The organism is Haloprofundus halobius, from assembly GCF_020097835.1.
In the GTDB taxonomy this organism is placed as follows: Archaea; Halobacteriota; Halobacteria; order Halobacteriales; family Haloferacaceae; genus Haloprofundus; species Haloprofundus halobius.
The window spans coordinates 2,950,380-2,967,117 of sequence record NZ_CP083666.1 but is presented as its reverse complement, the minus strand read 5'-3'; the positions used below and the strand labels follow the sequence as shown (position 1 = coordinate 2,967,117).

At 64.6% G+C, this 16,738-nt stretch carries 12 protein-coding genes, 1 tRNA gene and 1 rRNA gene; 5 read left to right on the top strand and 9 right to left on the bottom strand.

Features of this window, described 5'->3' with window-relative positions; all coding sequences use genetic code 11:
- Positions 1-25: 25 nt before the first annotated feature.
- From LAQ74_RS15665 to LAQ74_RS15655, 3 genes are all read right to left on the bottom strand, one after another.
- Positions 26-97, bottom strand: a tRNA-Ala gene (locus LAQ74_RS15665).
- Between the two features lie 147 nt (positions 98-244).
- Positions 245-1,717, bottom strand: a 16S ribosomal RNA gene (locus tag LAQ74_RS15660).
- Positions 1,718-2,512: 795 nt separating this feature from the next.
- Positions 2,513-2,821, bottom strand: coding sequence for a non-histone chromosomal MC1 family protein (locus LAQ74_RS15655; protein ID WP_224333491.1), 309 nt, complete (start codon positions 2,819-2,821; stop codon positions 2,513-2,515).
- 240 nt (positions 2,822-3,061) lie between these two features.
- Between LAQ74_RS15655 and LAQ74_RS15650 the strand changes: the two genes are divergently transcribed.
- Entirely contained in the window at positions 3,062-3,259 is a 198-nt protein-coding gene (locus tag LAQ74_RS15650) for an AbrB/MazE/SpoVT family DNA-binding domain-containing protein (RefSeq protein ID WP_224333490.1), read from the top strand.
- 100 nt (positions 3,260-3,359) lie between these two features.
- On the top strand, positions 3,360-4,415 hold the full coding sequence (locus LAQ74_RS15645) for a quinone-dependent dihydroorotate dehydrogenase (protein ID WP_224333488.1): 1,056 nt from the start codon (positions 3,360-3,362) through the stop codon (positions 4,413-4,415).
- Between the two features lie 48 nt (positions 4,416-4,463).
- Here LAQ74_RS15645 and LAQ74_RS15640 read toward each other — a convergent pair whose 3' ends face one another.
- Entirely contained in the window at positions 4,464-7,052 is a 2,589-nt protein-coding gene (locus LAQ74_RS15640; RefSeq protein ID WP_224333487.1) for a valine--tRNA ligase, read from the bottom strand.
- Between the two features lie 133 nt (positions 7,053-7,185).
- Here LAQ74_RS15640 and LAQ74_RS15635 point away from each other — a divergent pair, with 133 nt between their 5' ends.
- A complete protein-coding gene (locus tag LAQ74_RS15635) occupies positions 7,186-7,635 on the top strand; it encodes a pyridoxamine 5'-phosphate oxidase family protein (RefSeq protein ID WP_224333485.1) in 450 nt (149 codons plus the stop codon).
- Positions 7,636-7,681: 46 nt separating this feature from the next.
- Here the strand turns inward: LAQ74_RS15635 and LAQ74_RS15630 are convergent, their stop codons facing one another.
- The 3 genes from LAQ74_RS15630 to pheS all read right to left on the bottom strand — a co-directional run bounded on the left by LAQ74_RS15630 (position 7,682) and on the right by pheS (position 12,415).
- Positions 7,682-8,935, bottom strand: a complete 1,254-nt coding sequence (locus LAQ74_RS15630; RefSeq protein ID WP_224333484.1) for a trans-sulfuration enzyme family protein — start codon at positions 8,933-8,935, stop codon at positions 7,682-7,684.
- A gap of 184 nt (positions 8,936-9,119) precedes the next feature.
- Positions 9,120-10,913: a phenylalanine--tRNA ligase subunit beta gene (gene pheT, locus LAQ74_RS15625; protein WP_224333483.1), complete on the bottom strand. Its 1,794-nt coding sequence runs from the start codon at positions 10,911-10,913 to the stop codon at positions 9,120-9,122.
- Positions 10,913-12,415 carry a phenylalanine--tRNA ligase subunit alpha gene (gene pheS / locus LAQ74_RS15620; protein ID WP_224333482.1) on the bottom strand — a complete coding sequence of 501 codons (1,503 nt, stop codon included), beginning with the start codon at positions 12,413-12,415 and terminating at the stop codon, positions 10,913-10,915. The genes pheT and pheS overlap by 1 nt, the downstream gene beginning before the upstream one ends.
- Before the next feature lie 91 nt (positions 12,416-12,506).
- Between pheS and LAQ74_RS15615 the strand changes: the two genes are divergently transcribed.
- A complete protein-coding gene (locus tag LAQ74_RS15615; protein ID WP_224333480.1) occupies positions 12,507-12,695 on the top strand; it encodes a hypothetical protein in 189 nt (62 codons plus the stop codon).
- Positions 12,696-12,731: 36 nt separating this feature from the next.
- On the opposite strand, the gene LAQ74_RS15610 is transcribed toward LAQ74_RS15615, so the two are convergent.
- A complete protein-coding gene (locus LAQ74_RS15610; protein ID WP_224333479.1) occupies positions 12,732-13,901 on the bottom strand; it encodes an NAD(P)/FAD-dependent oxidoreductase in 1,170 nt (389 codons plus the stop codon).
- 102 nt (positions 13,902-14,003) lie between these two features.
- Here LAQ74_RS15610 and LAQ74_RS15605 point away from each other — a divergent pair, with 102 nt between their 5' ends.
- A complete protein-coding gene (locus LAQ74_RS15605) occupies positions 14,004-15,002 on the top strand; it encodes an ornithine cyclodeaminase family protein (protein ID WP_224333477.1) in 999 nt (332 codons plus the stop codon).
- Between the two features lie 30 nt (positions 15,003-15,032).
- On the opposite strand, the gene LAQ74_RS15600 is transcribed toward LAQ74_RS15605, so the two are convergent.
- Positions 15,033-16,712, bottom strand: a complete 1,680-nt coding sequence (locus tag LAQ74_RS15600; protein WP_224333476.1) for a tryptophan--tRNA ligase — start codon at positions 16,710-16,712, stop codon at positions 15,033-15,035.
- Between the last annotated feature and the right edge of the window lie 26 nt (positions 16,713-16,738).

The following is a 16,738-nucleotide window of genomic DNA, read 5'->3' as shown; positions in this document are numbered from 1 at the left end:
ACGGTTCTCGAATCAGGTCCGAGTATGGACCCACAGGGATTCGAACCCTGGGCATCCTCCTTGCAAAGGAGGCACTCTACCACTGAGCTATGGGCCCACTCCTGCTCTTCGGTCGTGAAGAGCAGGAGCGTCTTTGTGGAGCCAACGTAGTTCTGAGGTGCCCGACCGATCGACGGGTCGTCAGCGATCTCGGACGCGCGCAATGAAAGGTGTGCCACCCACGTCGGGGTGGTCACGGGTCAGTAGGAGGTGATCCAGCCGCAGATTCCCCTACGGCTACCTTGTTACGACTTAAGCCCCCTTGCGAAGCCCAGATTCGACTACCGTGTGGTAGCCTCATCCGGACCTCACTCGGGTGCTTTGACGGGCGGTGTGTGCAAGGAGCAGGGACGTATTCACCGCGCACTTCTGATACGCGATTACTACCGAATCCAGCTTCATGTGGGCGAGTTTCAGCCCACAATCCGAACTACGACCGGGTTTCTGAGATTACCGCCCTCTTTCGAGGTTGGAACCCTTTGTCCCGGCCATTGTAGCCCGCGTGTTGCCCAGCACATTCGGGGCATACTGACCTACCGTTGCCCGTTCCTTCCTCCGTGTTAGCCACGGCAGTCTCCTTAATGTACCCAACCACCCGGGGGTGTTGCTGGCAATTAAGGATGCGGGTCTCGCTCGTTGCCTGACTTAACAGGACGCCTCACGGTACGAGCTGACGGCGGCCATGCACCTCCTCTCAGTAGCTCAGCATAGAGGTCATCAACCTGATGATCATCGCTACTGTCGATGCTGGTGAGATGTCCGGCGTTGAGTCCAATTAAACCGCAGGCTCCTCCGGTTGTAGTGCTCCCCCGCCAATTCCTTTAAGTTTCATCCTTGCGGACGTACTTCCCAGGCGGCCTGTTTAGCGGCTTCCCTACGGCACAGCACCCACTCGTAGTGGGTGCCACACCTAACAGGCATCGTTTACGGCTAGGACTACCCGGGTATCTAATCCGGTTCGAGACCCTAGCTTTCGTCCCTCACTGTCGAGTCCGTCTTCCCAAGGTGCTTTCGCCATCGGTGGTCCGTCCAGGATTACGGGATTTCACTCCTACCCCGGACGTACCCCTTGGGTCTTCCGGCTCCAAGCCGTGTAGTTTCCACCGGACGCCCATCCGTTGAGCGGATGGATTTCCCGATGGACTTACGCGGCCAGCTACGGACGCTTTAGGCCCAATAATAGCGGTCATCACTCGAGCTGCCGGTATTACCGCGGCGGCTGGCACCGGTCTTGCCCAGCTCTTATTCGTCGACCTTCTTACGGTCGACAAAAGCGAGGACTGTATGCCCTCGCACTCAGGGTCCCCTTGTCGCACTGTCGTGCAGTGTAAAGGTTTCGCGCCTGCTGCGCCCCGTAGGGCCCGGAATCTTGTCTCAGATTCCGTCTCCGGGCTCTTGCTCTCACAACCCGTACCGATTATCGGCACGGTGGGCCGTTACCCCACCGTCTACCTAATCGGCCGCAGCCACATCCTACGGCGCCGGAGCGTTTGTGGTACTCGGCATTCCAGCGCGAGTACGGTATGAGCTATTAGCCTCAGTTTCCCGAGGTTATCGCTCTCCGTAGGGTAGTTTGGCCACGTGTTACTGAGCTATCCGCTACGAGTCTGAACTCGTACAACTAGCATGGCTAAATCGGACCCTGATAGCAATGACCTCCGGCAGGATCAACCGGAATGCTCCCGAGTCAGAGACTCGGGGGGCGTGGCGGGATTTGCTCCCTGACGGGAGCGAATCACCGTTATAGGTATTGCATGGTCCGAGTTCGGCGACGGGACCGTCGGTCGGTCGGGTGTCACCGAACTACGTTGGCTCACATCAGATTCCGTCTGTACGGCGGACCGCAGGGGCGGAATCCTCATTTCCTTCGGACCTAAGTCGATGCGATTGACGGGTATAAACCCGTCGGATTCGCTTCGACCCAGTCCACGATTGATAGCCGAGTTGAACGGCCTCGCAATCGCATCGTGTCTTGTCGTTCCGCATTACCTCCGAATGCCCTGATACACTTAAGGGCATCGGATGCCGATCGTCGCCAGAATCGATATCCGGCGGCGACCTCGGCGTACTTCGACGTGAACGCCCGTGGTACATAAGGGCGTCGTCTCGGGATTGCCGCAGGGTCCGTGCGGAGCACGATTTCGGGGCAACCCCGGTCACCCCGTCGGGGGCGACCGTCGCATTACCAGCAATGGAAGGGTTACATAAAAGAGCGTCGAAGCGATGGCACCGCGTCATGCGGTTTCACACGACGGGAGAGTCAGAGTCACGCGATAGTTTCGGACGGAGAAACGACTCGACGGCGTCGTAACTCGGCGAACGAATGTCGCACGGCAGGAGGTCGACCGGTCATCCCACGCGTCGCGCGTACAGTCTGGTCGAGTGATAGCCGCGCACCCGAGCCTCCGAGCAGGCGCTAAAAAACCCTGTCGGAGAGCAGCGGCTTCCAAAAGATATCCGAACGCCGAATGACCTACTCTTCGATGTGCTCGATGCCCTTCTTCGAGACGTTCGCCTCGGTGATGTCGTCGGGCATCCAGTCGGGTTTGTTGTCGGGTGCGGTCTCGTTCCAGGCCCACCCGTCGTAGATGTGGACCTTGTCGGTCCCCTTCTCTCGGAGTCGGAGTTCGGTCCGGTCGGCGCTCTCCTCGGAGCTGCCCGGTTCGAGCCGTCTCGCGGCCTTCAACGCCGCTTGACGGGGGGTGTTCCCCGAGAACACGCTCGATTCTGTACCACTCGACTCTCGAAGTGCGAAATTGCGCTTACCGTCTTCACGTACCATGGTTTTCTGCTCTCCATGGCAACCGAACACACGGTTTGTTATAAATATATCGGCTAAATGAGCACTATCCGACGAAACAGTTAAATATTACCGTCTCGCGTGCTGGCGATTACGGGAGAGAAAACCCCCGTTGCGACTGAAACGTCCGTCAGTTCGGCATGTCGTCTCTCGCGCGCGTTCAGGCCGCGGTGAGACAACACTTATGTATATCCTACGGCGAACTTCGAGTAGACAACCGCGATGGTCCGGAAAAAGAAGCTCAGCCCGAGTGGTGCCAAAGACGACAACGGCGAATACCACAACGTGCACGTCAACCTCCACGAGGACGAACTCGCCGTCGCCGGTCTCGAGATCGGTGACGAGGTGTTCGTCCGCGTCCGGGACAACAAGATAATCATCCAGAAGGCCGACCCGGACGAAGTAGAGCACGACTTCTGAGGCGCGCGTATCCCGATAGCCCTACCCGCCGAGCGGTGCGTCCGACGACCGGAGGCGTCGTCCGGCGGATTAATGCGGCCGCGTCGGCAGCGTACACACGATGCGACTGTACGACGCGATGAAACCCGCGCTGTTCGCGCTTCCCCCCGAGACGGCCCACCGAGCGACCCACAGCCTGCTCCGCGCCGTACAGCACACGCGAGTAGAGGACGCACTCGCGTGTCGCTACGCCGTCGACGACGCCCGCCTCGGCGTCAATGTGTTGGGCGAATCGTTCCCGAACCCCATCGGTGTCGCTGCCGGCTTCGACAAGAACGCCGAGATCCCCTCGGTGCTCGCCGCCCTCGGCTTCGGCCACGTCGAGGTCGGTGGCGTCACCGCCGAGCGCCAACCCGGCAACCCCCGTCCGCGGATGTTCCGCCTCCCCGAGGACGAGGCTATCATCAACCGAATGGGCTTCAACAACCACGGCGCCGACGCGGTGGGCGAGCGACTCAACGCGGGCGAGTTCCCCGACGTCCCGGTCGGTATCAATATCGGCAAGTCGAAGTCTACGCCGCTGGAGGAGGCCGCCGAGGACTATCGCTACACCTACGAGCGCGTCGCCGACGCGGGTGACTACTTCGTTGTCAACGTCTCCAGTCCGAACACGCCCGGACTCCGCGAACTCCAGAACCGCGAGGCGCTAGAACGGATTCTCGGCGCGCTCAGAGGCGCTGGGGCGTCTCCGCTACTCGTGAAGTTCTCCCCCGACCTACCGGAACCGGCCATCGAAGAGGCGCTGGCCGTCATCGACGACCTCGACCTCGACGGCGTCGTCGCCACCAACACGACGACGGAGCGACCCGCCTCCCTCCGGAGTCCGAACCAAGCGGAGAGGGGCGGTCTCTCGGGCAAGCCCATCGAGAACCGCGCGACCAAGATGATACGGTTCGTCGCCCGCCGGACCGACGTGCCCGTCATCGGCGTCGGCGGCGTCTCGGATGCCGAAGGTGCGTACGAGAAGATACGCGCGGGCGCGAGCCTCGTCCAGTTGTACACGGCGCTCGTCTACGAGGGGCCGAGCGTCGCCCGCGATATCAATCGAGGCCTGCTCGACCTGCTGGAGCGCGACGGCTTCGATAGCGCCGAGGCCGCGGTCGGCGTCGACCTGTAGCGAGAACAGAAAAACCGCAACGCCGCGTACGGGAATCGTCTCCGTATCTCAGTTCTGCACGATGACGATGGCATCGCCCGCTTCGAGCATCTCGCCCTCGCCGGTGTAGCGACGTTCACGGTCCACCTCGAACATCTCGGCGTCGAGCTCGATGCCCGAGACCGAGAGCGAGTCGTCGTCGAGTTCGTACTCGCCAGCCTCCAGACCCGCCTCTATCTCCGGCACCTGACTGCCGTACTCGGGGCCGACGACGGAGTAGTCGAGGTCGATGCCGGTCACGACGGACTCGATTTCGGGTTCCTCGTCCAGCGTCGACAGCGAATCGACGTGCATCACGCGCTGGATGTCCTCCTCGAAGCCGGCGACGTTACCGTACACTTCCACGGTGTCGATAGAGGCGTTCAGCGACAGTTGGGCGCCGCTCTTGTACTTGCGGAGCGCGCCGACGACGGCCATCGCCGTCTCGCCCGCCTCGTGGTCGGCGTCGAGACCGAGGGGTTCGGGCCACTCGGTGTTGTGGACGCTCCGATCGTCGTACAGTTCGCGCCAGAGTTCCTCGGTGATGTGCGCGAGGAACGGCGCGAACAGTTTCAGGAATCGGCGGTGCGCCGTCTGCAGGGTGTACGCGGCCGACTCGTCGTCGCGTTCCTTGGCGATTTCGAGGTAGTCGTCGCAGAACGTGTGCCAGAAGAAACTCCGGAGGTGGTCGCGCGCCTTCGAGAACTCTCTCGCTTCGAGTTTCTCGGTGACGAACCGAACGGTGTCGTCCATCTCCGCGAGCAACCAGCGGTCGATAGCCTTCAGGTCCGGCCGGTCGAGTCGCTCGTCGGGGGTGAGACTATCGACGAGTTTCGAGGCGTTCCAGAGCTTACGGAGCAACTTCTCGCCCGCGACGATGCCTTTCTCGTTGTACGGCAGGTCGTCGCCGACGGCGCTCCCGGCGGCCCAGTAGCGCGCGGCGTCGACAGGGTACTTTTCGAGAACTTCGTCCGGCGAGACGATGTTGCCGAGGGATTTGGACATCTTCACGCGGTTCTCGTCGAGCACCATCCCGTTGATCATCACCGAGTCGAACGGCACCTCGCCGGTGTGCTCGTAGCACTTCACGACGGTGTGGAACAACCAGAACGAGATGATGTCGTGGCCCTGCGGGCGCACGTCGAACGGGTAGATCTCGGGGCGCTCCATCGCGTACTCCTCCGTCTCCGGGTCCCAGTCCCATCCGGCGTTGATGAGCGGCGTCAGCGAAGAGGTGGCCCACGTGTCGAACACGTCGTCTTCGGCGACGAACTCGTCGTGGCCGCACTCCGGGCAGGCGTCGACCGGCGGGTCGTCAGAGAGCGGGTCGACCGGCAGGTCCTCTTTGCGGGCGATGATCTCGTGGTCGCACTCCGCGCAGTACCAGACGGGGAACGGAATCCCCGAGGAGCGCTGCCGCGAGATGGACCAGTCCCACTGGAGCCCCTCAATCCAGTTCTTGTACCGCGTGAACATCTTCTCGGGGAACCACTCCATCTCTCTTCCGGCTTCGAGATACTCGTCGGTCTTGTCGAGCAGTTTGATGTACCACTGCTCGGTGACGAGGAACTCGACGGACGTCCCACAGCGCTCGTGGACGTTCACCACGTGAGTGATGGCGCGACGGTCCAAGAGGTAGCCCGCGTCGTCGAGGTCCGAGACGATAGCTTCGCGTGCCTCGTCGCGGTCCAGACCAGCATAGGCGTCGGCTTCCTCGGTGAGCGTCCCGGACTCGTCGATGGCGATGCGGAGGTCCAAGGCGTGCGCCTGGTACCACTCGATGTCGTTCTGGTCGCCGAACGTACAGCACATGACGATGCCCGACCCCGTCTCCATGTCGACGCGGTCGTCGGCGATGACGGGGACGGACTGACCGAACAGCGGAATCGTCGCTTCCTGCCCCACGAGATGCTGGTTCTCGTCGTCGTCGGGGTGGACGAAGACGGCCACACAAGCTGGAAGCAGTTCGGGTCGCGTCGTCGAGATGACGAACGATTCGTCGGAGTCAGTCACCTGGAACTCGATGTCGTGGAAGTGACTCGGTCGTTCGTCGTCCTCGGTCTCCACTTGCGAAATCGCGGTTTCGCACTCGGGACACCAGATAGCGGGTGCTCGCTGGCGGTACTCGCGGCCCTGCTCGTACAGTTCGATGAAGGAGAGCTGGGAGGCGCGCTGGACGCGCGGTTCGATAGTTCGGTAGGTGTGGTCCCAGTCGATGGAGATTCCGAGCGCTTGCATCTTCTCGGTGAACTCCGACTCGTACTCGGCGCAGACCTCGCGGCAGAGCTGTTGGAACTCGCGGCGCTCGTAATCTTGGTGCCGGATATCGAGTTCGTTCTCGGTCAGTCGCTCGGAGGCGATGCCGTTGTCGTCGTAGCCGAACGGGAAGTAGACGTTCTCGCCGCGCATCCGCTCGAACCGGGCGACGAAGTCCTGGAGCGTGAATCCGTAGACGTGGCCCCAGTGGAGACTCCCCGACACCGTCGGCGGCGGCGAGTCGATGGAGAAGACGGTGTCCCCGTCTACCGCGGCGTCGTCGTAGTCGTACGTCTCCTCGTCGAGCCACCGCTCCTGCCACTTTCGTTCCGTGGCCTCCGGGTCGTATGCACCACTGGGCATTCTCGTCGAAGTCTACTCCTCGGGCCGCTGTTAAACGCCTCGGTTGGGACACGGGGGAGTCGTCAACCATCGGCTACCTGTGACCGGGGACGGCGATTGGAGTATTTTGTGCTCCTGTGACGTACTACGGCATATGCAAGGCATTCGGTGGGTACAGATGAGCGGCAACGAACTGGACGAGTTCCTCGACAGAGGCGGGACGGGCGTCATCTCCTTCGGCCAGGGGGTCGACGAATCACCGTTCACCGTGCCAGTCTCGTACGGGTACGACGCCGAGACGGGAGGGTTCTACTTCCGACTCTCGTTTCCGCCCGAGAGCACGAAAGCCGAAGTCATCGACAGACCCGTCGCCTTCGTCACGCAGGACAGAACGGACGAAGGATGGCGGAGCGTCGTCGCGACCGGGAGGCTCGAAGACGTGACGGAGGCGCCCTACGAGTCGAGCGCCGTGCAGGGACTGTGGGCCGTCCAGATTCCGGAGGTCGACATCTTCGATCGTCCGCCGGAGGAGATCGCGTTCAGAGAGTTCCGCCTCGACCCTGAGACGCTCACGGGGCGAAAAGAGGTGAAAACCGACGGATGACTACGAGGAGGCGAAACGGGAACGCGAAACGGCCGAACGAACCGAATCAGTCGTCGGACATCGCCGCCGCGTCGCCGCCCGTCACCGAGTGCGACGCCAACGCCACGAACCCGGCCTCCAAATCCGAAACGAGGTCGTCGACGTGTTCGACGCCGACCGAGAGGCGAATCAAGGAGTTAGAGATGCCGAGTTCGTCGCGTTCGGCCTGCGACAGCGGCGAGTGCGTCATCGTCGCTGGATGTTCGACGAGCGACTCCACACCGCCCAAACTCACCGCCAGCGAGAACTCCGAGAGGTGGCCGAGGAACGCGGCGGTGCCGTCGAGGTCCGTGTCGAGTTCGACCGAGAGCACCCCGCCGTAGCCGGACATCTGCCGGTTCGCCAGTTCGTGTTGCGGATGACTCTCCAGCCCGGGGTAGTGGACCGCTCGGACGCGGTCGTGGTCCTCCAAGAACCGCGCAACGTCCATCGCGTTCTCGGTGTGCTGGCGCATCCGAAGCGGGAGCGTCTTCGTCCCCCGGAGGACGAGATACGAGTCGAACGGCGAGAGCATGTTCCCCATGCCGACGCGCTGGAGGAACGCGATCTCCTCCGACAGGTTCGGACAGTCGGTGATGGCCGCCCCGCCCAGCGAGTCGCTGTGGCCGTTGAGGTACTTCGTCGTGCTGTGGACGACCACGTCGGCACCGAGTTCGAGCGGGTTCTGGCACGCCGGACTGAGGAACGTGTTGTCGACGCCGAGCAGCGCGTCGTGTTCGCGGGCGACCCCGGCGATGGCTTCGATGTCGCAGAGCCGAAGCAGCGGGTTCGTCGGCGTCTCCATCCAGACCAACGCGGTCTCTTCGCACATCGCGTCGGCGACGGTTTCGACTTCGCGGGCGTCGACGAACGAGACGTCGACGTGCAGGCGCTCCTCGAACAGTCGGGTGAGCATCGTTCGCGTGCCGCCGTAGAGGTCGTCGAAGGCGACGACGTGGTCGCCGGGTTCGACGGCGGCCATCACCGTCGCGACGATGGCCGCGGTGCCGGAGGCGAAGGCAAACCCATAGTCACCGCCTTCGAGCGCCGCCAGCCGGTGTTCGAGCGCGTTCCGCGTCGGGTTCGAGAGGCGGGAGTAGAGGAACTGTCCCTCGTCGGGGTCCAAATCTTCGAGACCGACAGTGGGATCGATGTCGGGAATCTCGTACGTCGAACTCAGGTGGAGGGGAACGACGACGTCCTCGACGCCCTCGGCGGGGCGCTGTCCGCGTTCGCCGTGCGTCACCGACAACGTCTCAAATTGTTTTTCGTGAGGATTCATGACGAGTCGATGTGCGACAATCAGCCACATATATCCACCGGAGGCTGAGATTCCCAAGAAGAATAACGCAGAAATAGATATTCGTTCGAGTTATCCGCGGTTCAGCGAGGGAGAATAGATCGCGCACCGGTTACAGTTCGTGCGAAAACGAAGGGTGCTCCTGGGAAACAGAGACGCGAGCGCCCTACTCCAACGCCGACAACTCGAACTCGAACGCGACGACGGGGAGTTCGAGGTCGTGTTCCACCAGCACCTCGGGATGGAGTTCACCGATAACACCCACACGCTCGCCGTCGACGACGACGGCGGCGGTCCGCCCGTCGATGAACGACGGGTGTTCGGCGGCTGGCGTCTCCAGGTCGACGCCGAAGTCGCGACAGAGCGCCTGCAGTTTGGCTTTCGCGTCCTCGTAGGTGGCGTCGTAGCGCGCGAGCACGCCCGCGACGCGGTGGCTCTCGGCGACGCCGGTGTTCTCGCTGTCGTCCTCGTGGGCGACGAAGCCGACTTCCGAGAGGTCCTGCGGATACGCGCGGTGGGTGTTGTTCTCCAGCACCGTCACGAGCGACGGCAACGCCCACGTCCGCAACATCGTGTAATCTTCGCTGTAGGGTTCGACGATGCGGACCGGCGGTGTCGCGCCGAGGGCGGTATCGCCGTCGTCGCCCCCGTCGGCGTCGTACTCCACATTCATTCGGTCGTAGTTCGTCGCCTCGTCGGTCATGTGGAAGTTGAGCATATCCTCGAAGCCGAGGCCGACGAGTCGCTCGCGCACCGCGCGTTCGAGGTCCGAGTGCTCGTGACGGCCGCCGACGGTCCCCACGTCGGGGTAGCGCGGTTCGAGCGTGTTGAAGCCGTAGGCGCGGCCCGCGTCGTCGACGAGGTCGACCGGATGCAGCACGTCGACGCGGTACGGCGGAATCTCGACGTCGTAGCTCATCTCGTCGCCGAGGTTCGTCGTGGCGTCGAGGCCGGAGCGCTCGAACAGATCGACAACTTCCTCGAAGTCGAGTTCAGTTCCCAAGAGCGTCTCGATGCGGTCGTGTCCGACTGTCTTGGTCTCCACCTCGAAGTCCGGGCGGACGAGCGTTCCGTCCGGGGTCTCGACTTCCACTTGCTCGATAGTCCCGCCGCGCGCCGAGAGTGCGTAGCAGATGATGTTGCACATCTTGTCGATGGTCCACTGGTCGGTGCCGGTGAGTTCGACGAACAGGTCGGTGGAGTCCTCGTCGACTTCGGTCCGGCGGCCGTTGATGACCGGCGGGAACGAGAAGAGGCCGAGTTCGTCGTAGATGGCCGGGTAGCGGTCGTAGTCGGCGACGATGTCTGCGTATTTTTCCCCGGTCGGGTGCTGCTCGAGCACTTCCGCGGGCGTGAGTTCGGCGTCCGAGTCGAGCGGGACGAACCGCTCGCCGTCGGGGTCGACCCCGCGGTAGCTGATGGAGTTACCGCTCGTTTGCGGACTCGACTCGCGTCGCTCGTTCACCGCCTCGGGACCGCTCTCGGTCCCGACCTCGCGCTCGCCGAGGTCCGTCCCCTTCAGCATCACCAGATCGTGGATACCGATAGCGCCCTTGACGCGCTTTCGCCCCATCGTCGCGTGGAGTTTCTCCTGTAACTGGATGAGCGAGTCGAGGGCGTCCTCGTCCAGATTCACGCCGCGGACGATAGCGCCCGTCACGTACGGCCGCTGTTCGGGCACCGACTCGTCGACGTCGATAGTCCAGTCCGGCGAGTTCGTCTGCGGGACGTACACCCCGCGGTCGTCGCCGTACTGGTAGCGAAGCGACCGGGCGACGCCCTCGACCGAGAGGCGGTCGAGGCGGTCCGGGCCGAACTCGAACTGGAGCAGGCCGTCTTCGGTCTCGCCCTCGTATTCGAGGCCGAGCGCGAATAGGTCGTCCTTCAACTCGTCGTCGGATTTCTCCTCGTGACCGGTCAGCTGTCGGAGTTCGTCGGTGTCTACGTCTACGACTGGCATTAGCGAATCACCTCCGCGTTCCGCAGGAAGTCGAGGTCGGCGAGCGTTCCGTGCAGGTCTCGGATGTCCTCGGCACCGGTGACGAGCATCGCGAGGCGTTCGAGCGCGAGGCCCCACGCCATCACGTCGCAGTCGACGCCCAACGGCTCTAAGACCTCGGGGCGGAACATCCCCGAGTTGCCGATCTCGATGAGTTCGCCCGTCGTCGGGTGGCGACCGAACAGTTCGAAACTCGGCTCCGTGTAGGGGTTGTAGTGCGGTTTGAACTGGATATCCGTGATGCCGAACTGGCGGTAGAACTCCTCGAACGTCCCCATCAGGTCACGTACCGAGAGGTCCTCGGCCATCACCCACCCCTCTATCTGGAAGAACTCCAGCAGGTGCGTCGCGTCGAGCGTGTCGTTGCGGTACACCTTCTCGACGGAGAAATATCGCTGCGGCGGTTCCAACTCGCCCTCCGCGTAGCCCGAGAGGTAGCGCATCGACAGCGACGTGGTGTGGCCCCGCAGGTCGATTTCGCGAGCCACGGCTTCGGTCCACGGCGAGTGGTAGCCGTCGCCGTCGTCGCCGACGCCCTCGCGATGGGCCGACTCGACGCGTTCGAGGAGGTCTTCGGGGATGTCTTTCATCGGCGGCACGTCGAGGGCGAACTGGTCCCAGTGGGTGCGCGCCGGGTGGTCCTGCGGCATGAACAGGCAGTCGTTGATCCAGAACTCCGAGTCGGCGTGCGGACCCTCCATCTCCTGGAAGCCCATGCCGACGAGAGTATCTTTCACCCTCTCAGCGGTCTGCCGGAGCACGTGGACCTTCCCGCCGCGCTCCTCGGGCGCGTCGGCCGCGACGTTGTACTCGGTGAACTCCACGTCGCGCCACTCGCCCGACGTGAGCAGTTCGGGGGTGAGGCGGTCGACGGTCTCCGCGACGTCGACGCCCTCCATCATCGCGGTCACGCCGTCGTCAGTGAGCGAAACGGAGCGAACCGTCGACTCGTCCCTATCGACGAGGCCGCGGCGGTCGAGTTCGTCGAGTACCTGCTCGTCGTCGACGGCGTCGCCCGCGGCGAGCGCAGCGAGCGCCACGGCTTCCGTGTCGGCGTCGGGATCCGCGTCGTCGTCGACGACTAACTCGCCGCTGTCGATGCGGCCGTACCCCTTCCGCGCGAAGTTCGACAACGCGATGTCGACCTCGGGACCTTCGAGTCCCGACGCGCCGAAGACCTGCCCCATCGGAACTGCGCCGTCGCCAGCGCCCGCCTCGACGGCGGCGCGGTAGAGACGAACTTCAGGGAGCCCCGCCTCGACGTACCGTTCGCCCTCGTCGGTGAGCGTCGCCGTCGTCTCGGTTCGCTCCTCGATGGCGACGAGGCCCTCGTCGCGCAGGTCGAAGGCGGCGCGCGTCACCGTCTCGGGTTTGAGTGCTGTCTCGTCGGCGAGTTCGCCGACGGTCTGTTCGTCCGTACTCGCGGCTTCCAACACCGCGACCTGTGATTCCGGGAGTCGCATACTGAGTGCTGATTGTCGTGGACACCGTTTGCCCGCCTGTTAGCAGTTCCGAACGCTCGTCGTCCGTGGCGAGGACGCCGACAGTCGGCCGATGGCCGACGGACGACCGGCCGACCCGAGCGGTTTCGTCGCCGACGCCGCCTTCGCGTCGTCGGAGAGTCCGCCGCTCTCAGGCGGCCGCAAAGAAGAAGCCGAACCCGCGAAGCGACTGCTGTGCGAGAGCCGTGCGTCCGAGTCGCGGTTCGGATACCATGTTCGAGAGGTTGTGACAGTCGAGTAAAAGCGTTGCGAGAGCGGCGAAGGTGTGCCGGAGCCGTCAGGCGACGTTGCGCTCTTCGATGGCCTCGCCCGACTCGAACCGCGACGACGACAGCGCCGACACGTCGACGTGCGAGGCCTCGCCGTCGAGACAGAGTTCGGCGACGACGCGGCCCGTCGCGGGCGCGTGCTGGAACCCGTGCCCCGAGAACCCGGCGGCGGTGACGACGCCCGGCGCGCTCTCCTCGACGATTGGGTGGTGGTCCGGCGTCACGGCGTACAGTCCGGCCCACCCGCGGACGATCCGGGTCTCGGGGCCGAAGTAGTCGGCGCAGTCGGCGGCGCGTTCGACGGCCGTCACCGCCCAGTCGAGATCCATCGACTCCGAGAACCGGTCGGGGTCGACGTCGGCGTCGTCCTCGTCGAACTGCCCGCCGACGAGCGCCTGTCCCTCGCGCTCGGGTCGGAAGTACGACCCCGTGTCGAGGTCGATGGTGAGCGGTTCGGACTCCGGAATCGGCGTCTCGGGGGCGACGACCGCGACCTGTCGCCGCCGGGGCGAGACGGGCAGGTCGAGGCCGACCATCGCCGCGATTTCGGCCGACCACGCGCCCGCGGCGTTGACGACGGAGTCGGCGTCGAGCGTCTCGGGCGATTCGCCCCCCGTCTCGACGCGAAACCGGGGGGTTCCCGACTCGCCGTCAACGCGCTCGATACGCTCGACGGGCGTCTTCGTCCGCACGTCGACGCCCGCCTCCCGGGCCGCGGTGGCGTACCCCTGCAGCGCGAGGTACGGGTCCGCGAAGCCGTCGAGCGGCGAGTACGTGGCCGCGGCGAACTCCTCGCCTCGGACGTGCGGCCACCGCTCGGCCACCTCGCGGGGCGAGAGTAACTCGCTCTCCGCGCCGCAGTCGTTCTGCATCGCCACCTGCTCGCGGAACGCCTCGGCGGTGGCGACATCGCGGGCGAGGAAGAGATACCCCGGCCGCCGGTAGGCGATGTCGACGTCGAAGCGCTCCTCGAACGACTCCCAGACCGGGAGACTCGCGAGCGACAGTTCGACGTTCACGCGCGTCGAGAACTGCGTCCGGATGCCGCCGGCGGAGCGGGCGGTACTGCCGCCACCGAGCGATCCGGCTTCGCAGACGGTGACGCGCGCGCCCCGCTCTGCGAGCGCGTGGCCGCACGAGAGACCGACGATTCCGCCTCCGACGACGACGACGTGCATGGCGTGTGCATCGATGCCGTCACACAAGCGTGTTTCGCCGCTCCGAGGAGTCCGCGAATCGACCCGCGAAACGTTCACCACGCCGCCGGGAGAACGGCCGGTATGGGTACGAACACGGTTCGCGTGCTCTCGGACGACGACGTCTCCCGCCTGCTCTCGCTTTCGGACCTCCTGCCCGTTATCGAGGCAGCGTTCGTCAAACAGGGGCGCGGCGAGGTAGAGCGGCCGCCGCGGCCGCACTTCCCCGTCGGCACCGACGAAGCGGGCGAGAATCCGGCCGGGACGGCGCTGACGATGCCCGCCTACCTCCACGGGGCCGACGCCTACGCGACGAAACTCGCCGCGGTCCACGGCGGGAACGAAGCGCGCGGCCTGCCGACGGTCAACGCCCAGATCGCGCTGACGGATGCAGAAACGGGCGTTCCGCTGTCGTACATGGCCGGAACGCGCATCACGAACGCGCGAACCGGATGCATCGGCGGGCTTTCGGCGAAGCATCTCGCGCAGGGGGACGAACTCCGTCTCGGCGTCGTCGGCGCAGGCACGCAGGCGCGCTGGCAGACCCGCGCCGTCGCGGCGGCGACGGGCCTCGAATCAGTCCGAATCTACTCGCCGAGCGACTCGCGCGAGGCCTGCGCGGCAGACCTGCGAGACGAGGACGAACTCGACGGTGTGGACGTTCAAGCGGTCGACTCCCCAGAAGCGGCCGTCGATGACGCGAACGTCGTCGTCACGGCGACGACCAGCGAAGAACCCGTCTTTCCGGGGTCAGCGCTCGATTCGGGGACGCTCGTCGTCGCCGTCGGCGCGTACACCGCCGAGATGAGAGAACTCGACGCAGAGACCGTAGAGCGTGCGGTGCGCATCTTCGCGGACGTCCCCGAGGAGGCGGCGGAGACGGGCGACGTTGCGGGCACCGGACTGTCGGCGCCGGACCTCACGCCGCTATCAGACGTGTTCGAGGGGAAATCGGGGCGCGAGGGTGACGAAGAGATACTAGTCGTCGCGAGCGTCGGCACGGCAGTTTTGGACGCGGCAACGGCGGCACACGTGTACGAGGCGGCGGAGAGCGAGGACGTGGGGAGGGAAATCGAGTTGTAGACGGAGGACGCGTCGGGAGAGTCTACCCGCTTAGTGCTCGCCGCCGGTACCCCTTCGCTTCGAGTCGAGGTCGATCTCTAACGACTCCAGTAGTTTCTCGGCCTCCTCGCGTTTCCCCTGGTGGTCTTCGAGGAACTCGTACATCAGTTCGGCCGCCTGTTCCTTGCAGCCGCCGCAGAGGCGCTCGCCGCCGACGCACTCGTCGTACACCTGCTTTGCGAACTCGTCGTCGTCGCCCGTCAGCAGGTAGGCGTACAGTTCGTAGACGGGACATTTGTCGGCCTCGCCGCCGAGTTCGCGCTGGAGTTCGGCCGTCTCGCGGCCGCCGGTCGTCGCCGACCGGACCTTGTCGTAGCCCTCCTGGGGGTCGTCGAGCAGACTGATGTGACTCGCCGGAATCGACGAGGACATCTTCCCGCCGGTGAGGCCGGTCATGAACCGATGGTAGATGGAGGATGGAGGGAGGAAGCCGTAGCCGCCGTTCTCTATCTCGACCTGTCGGGCGAGTTCCTCGGCCTCCTCGGCGGAGAGTTCGAAGGTGTCGACGTGCTCGTCGAAGACGCGTTTCTCGCCGTCGATAGCCTCGACGAGCGCGTCGAACGCGTCCTCCGTCGCGTTACGGTCGAGGAACCGAACGCGCGGACGGAGCGGTTCCATCCCCGCCTCGTCGAGTTTCCCTCTCGCCGAGCGGACCGTCTCCGAGTCGACGACGACGCCGAGTTCGTCGAGCGTCTCGGGTGTCGCGCCGTCGAGAAACGCCGCGACGTGGACGCAGCGCAGGTCGTGGTCGTCGAAGTCGGCGGGGTCGAGATGTTCGTAGCAGGCGGCGACCAGCGTTCTCTCTCGGTCGTCGAGTTCGAAACTCGCGTACGCTTCGGTGACGCCGAAGAAGCGCATCCGCGAGGCGAGGTCGCGCGCGAGGCGGACGTGGGGGTCCTGGTCGGGGCCGACCGGGATGACCGTCGGCTTGGGTTCCTCTAACTGTGGATAGAGGATGTCGGCCATCTGCGTGACGACCGACTGCATGTGCGAGACGCTCGTCTCGCCGCCGAAGCCGTAGATGGCCTCGAACTCCGAGAAGTTCGCCTTCGAGCCGAGTTCGAAAGCGAGGTCCTGCAGTTCGCGGTTGTCCGACTGTCTGTAGAGTTCGCCCGCCTCGGCGTCGAAGCCGAGCGCCAAGAGCGACAGCAGGTAGTCGCGAGCGTGTTCGTCGATCTCGTTCCACGAGAGGCCGCGAGCGGAGTGGGCTTCGAGGTCGGCGATGAGGCCGTAGGCGTCGCCGCCCTGCTGTTGGTGCCAGATGATCTCGTCGAAGACGAGCTTGTGGCCGATGTGGGGGTCGCCCGTCGGCATGAACCCCGAGAGGACAGCAAAGTCCTCGTCGTCGCGCATCGCCTCCGCCACCGGGCGGTAGTCGCGGTGGCCGAAGATGACGCCGCGGCGCATCAGGTAGTGTGGGCTCGGCACCTCGTCGAGCAGGTCGTCGAACTCCTCGATGCCGAACTCCTCGAACAGTTTGCGGTAGTCGGAGACGGTCGAGGAGCCCCACGGGTCGAGCGCCACGTCGTCAGCGCCCGAGGTTTCGGTTTCGCCACCGTCGGTTCGCGCGTCGGTGTGTGCATGCTCATCGTCGGTGCGTGCACGCTCGTCGTCGGTGCGCACCCTCCTCTCCGGCGTCTCTGTCGTCTCGGGGTCGGTGTCTCGTGTCATGGAAATCGAACTCGTGAATCTCGGTC

Coding starts and splice junctions, on each gene's coding strand:
- LAQ74_RS15650 (WP_224333490.1), top strand. CDS start 3,062: ATGGTCCGGAAAAAGAAGCTCAGCCCGAGTGGTGCCAAAGACGACAAC.
- LAQ74_RS15640 (WP_224333487.1), bottom strand. CDS start 7,052: ATGCCCAGTGGTGCATACGACCCGGAGGCCACGGAACGAAAGTGGCAG.
- LAQ74_RS15600 (WP_224333476.1), bottom strand. CDS start 16,712: ATGACACGAGACACCGACCCCGAGACGACAGAGACGCCGGAGAGGAGG.
- LAQ74_RS15635 (WP_224333485.1), top strand. CDS start 7,186: ATGCAAGGCATTCGGTGGGTACAGATGAGCGGCAACGAACTGGACGAG.
- LAQ74_RS15655 (WP_224333491.1), bottom strand. CDS start 2,821: ATGGTACGTGAAGACGGTAAGCGCAATTTCGCACTTCGAGAGTCGAGT.
- LAQ74_RS15615 (WP_224333480.1), top strand. CDS start 12,507: ATGGCCGACGGACGACCGGCCGACCCGAGCGGTTTCGTCGCCGACGCC.
- LAQ74_RS15605 (WP_224333477.1), top strand. CDS start 14,004: ATGGGTACGAACACGGTTCGCGTGCTCTCGGACGACGACGTCTCCCGC.
- LAQ74_RS15630 (WP_224333484.1), bottom strand. CDS start 8,935: ATGAATCCTCACGAAAAACAATTTGAGACGTTGTCGGTGACGCACGGC.
- LAQ74_RS15610 (WP_224333479.1), bottom strand. CDS start 13,901: ATGCACGTCGTCGTCGTCGGAGGCGGAATCGTCGGTCTCTCGTGCGGC.
- pheT (WP_224333483.1), bottom strand. CDS start 10,913: ATGCCAGTCGTAGACGTAGACACCGACGAACTCCGACAGCTGACCGGT.
- LAQ74_RS15645 (WP_224333488.1), top strand. CDS start 3,360: ATGCGACTGTACGACGCGATGAAACCCGCGCTGTTCGCGCTTCCCCCC.
- pheS (WP_224333482.1), bottom strand. CDS start 12,415: ATGCGACTCCCGGAATCACAGGTCGCGGTGTTGGAAGCCGCGAGTACG.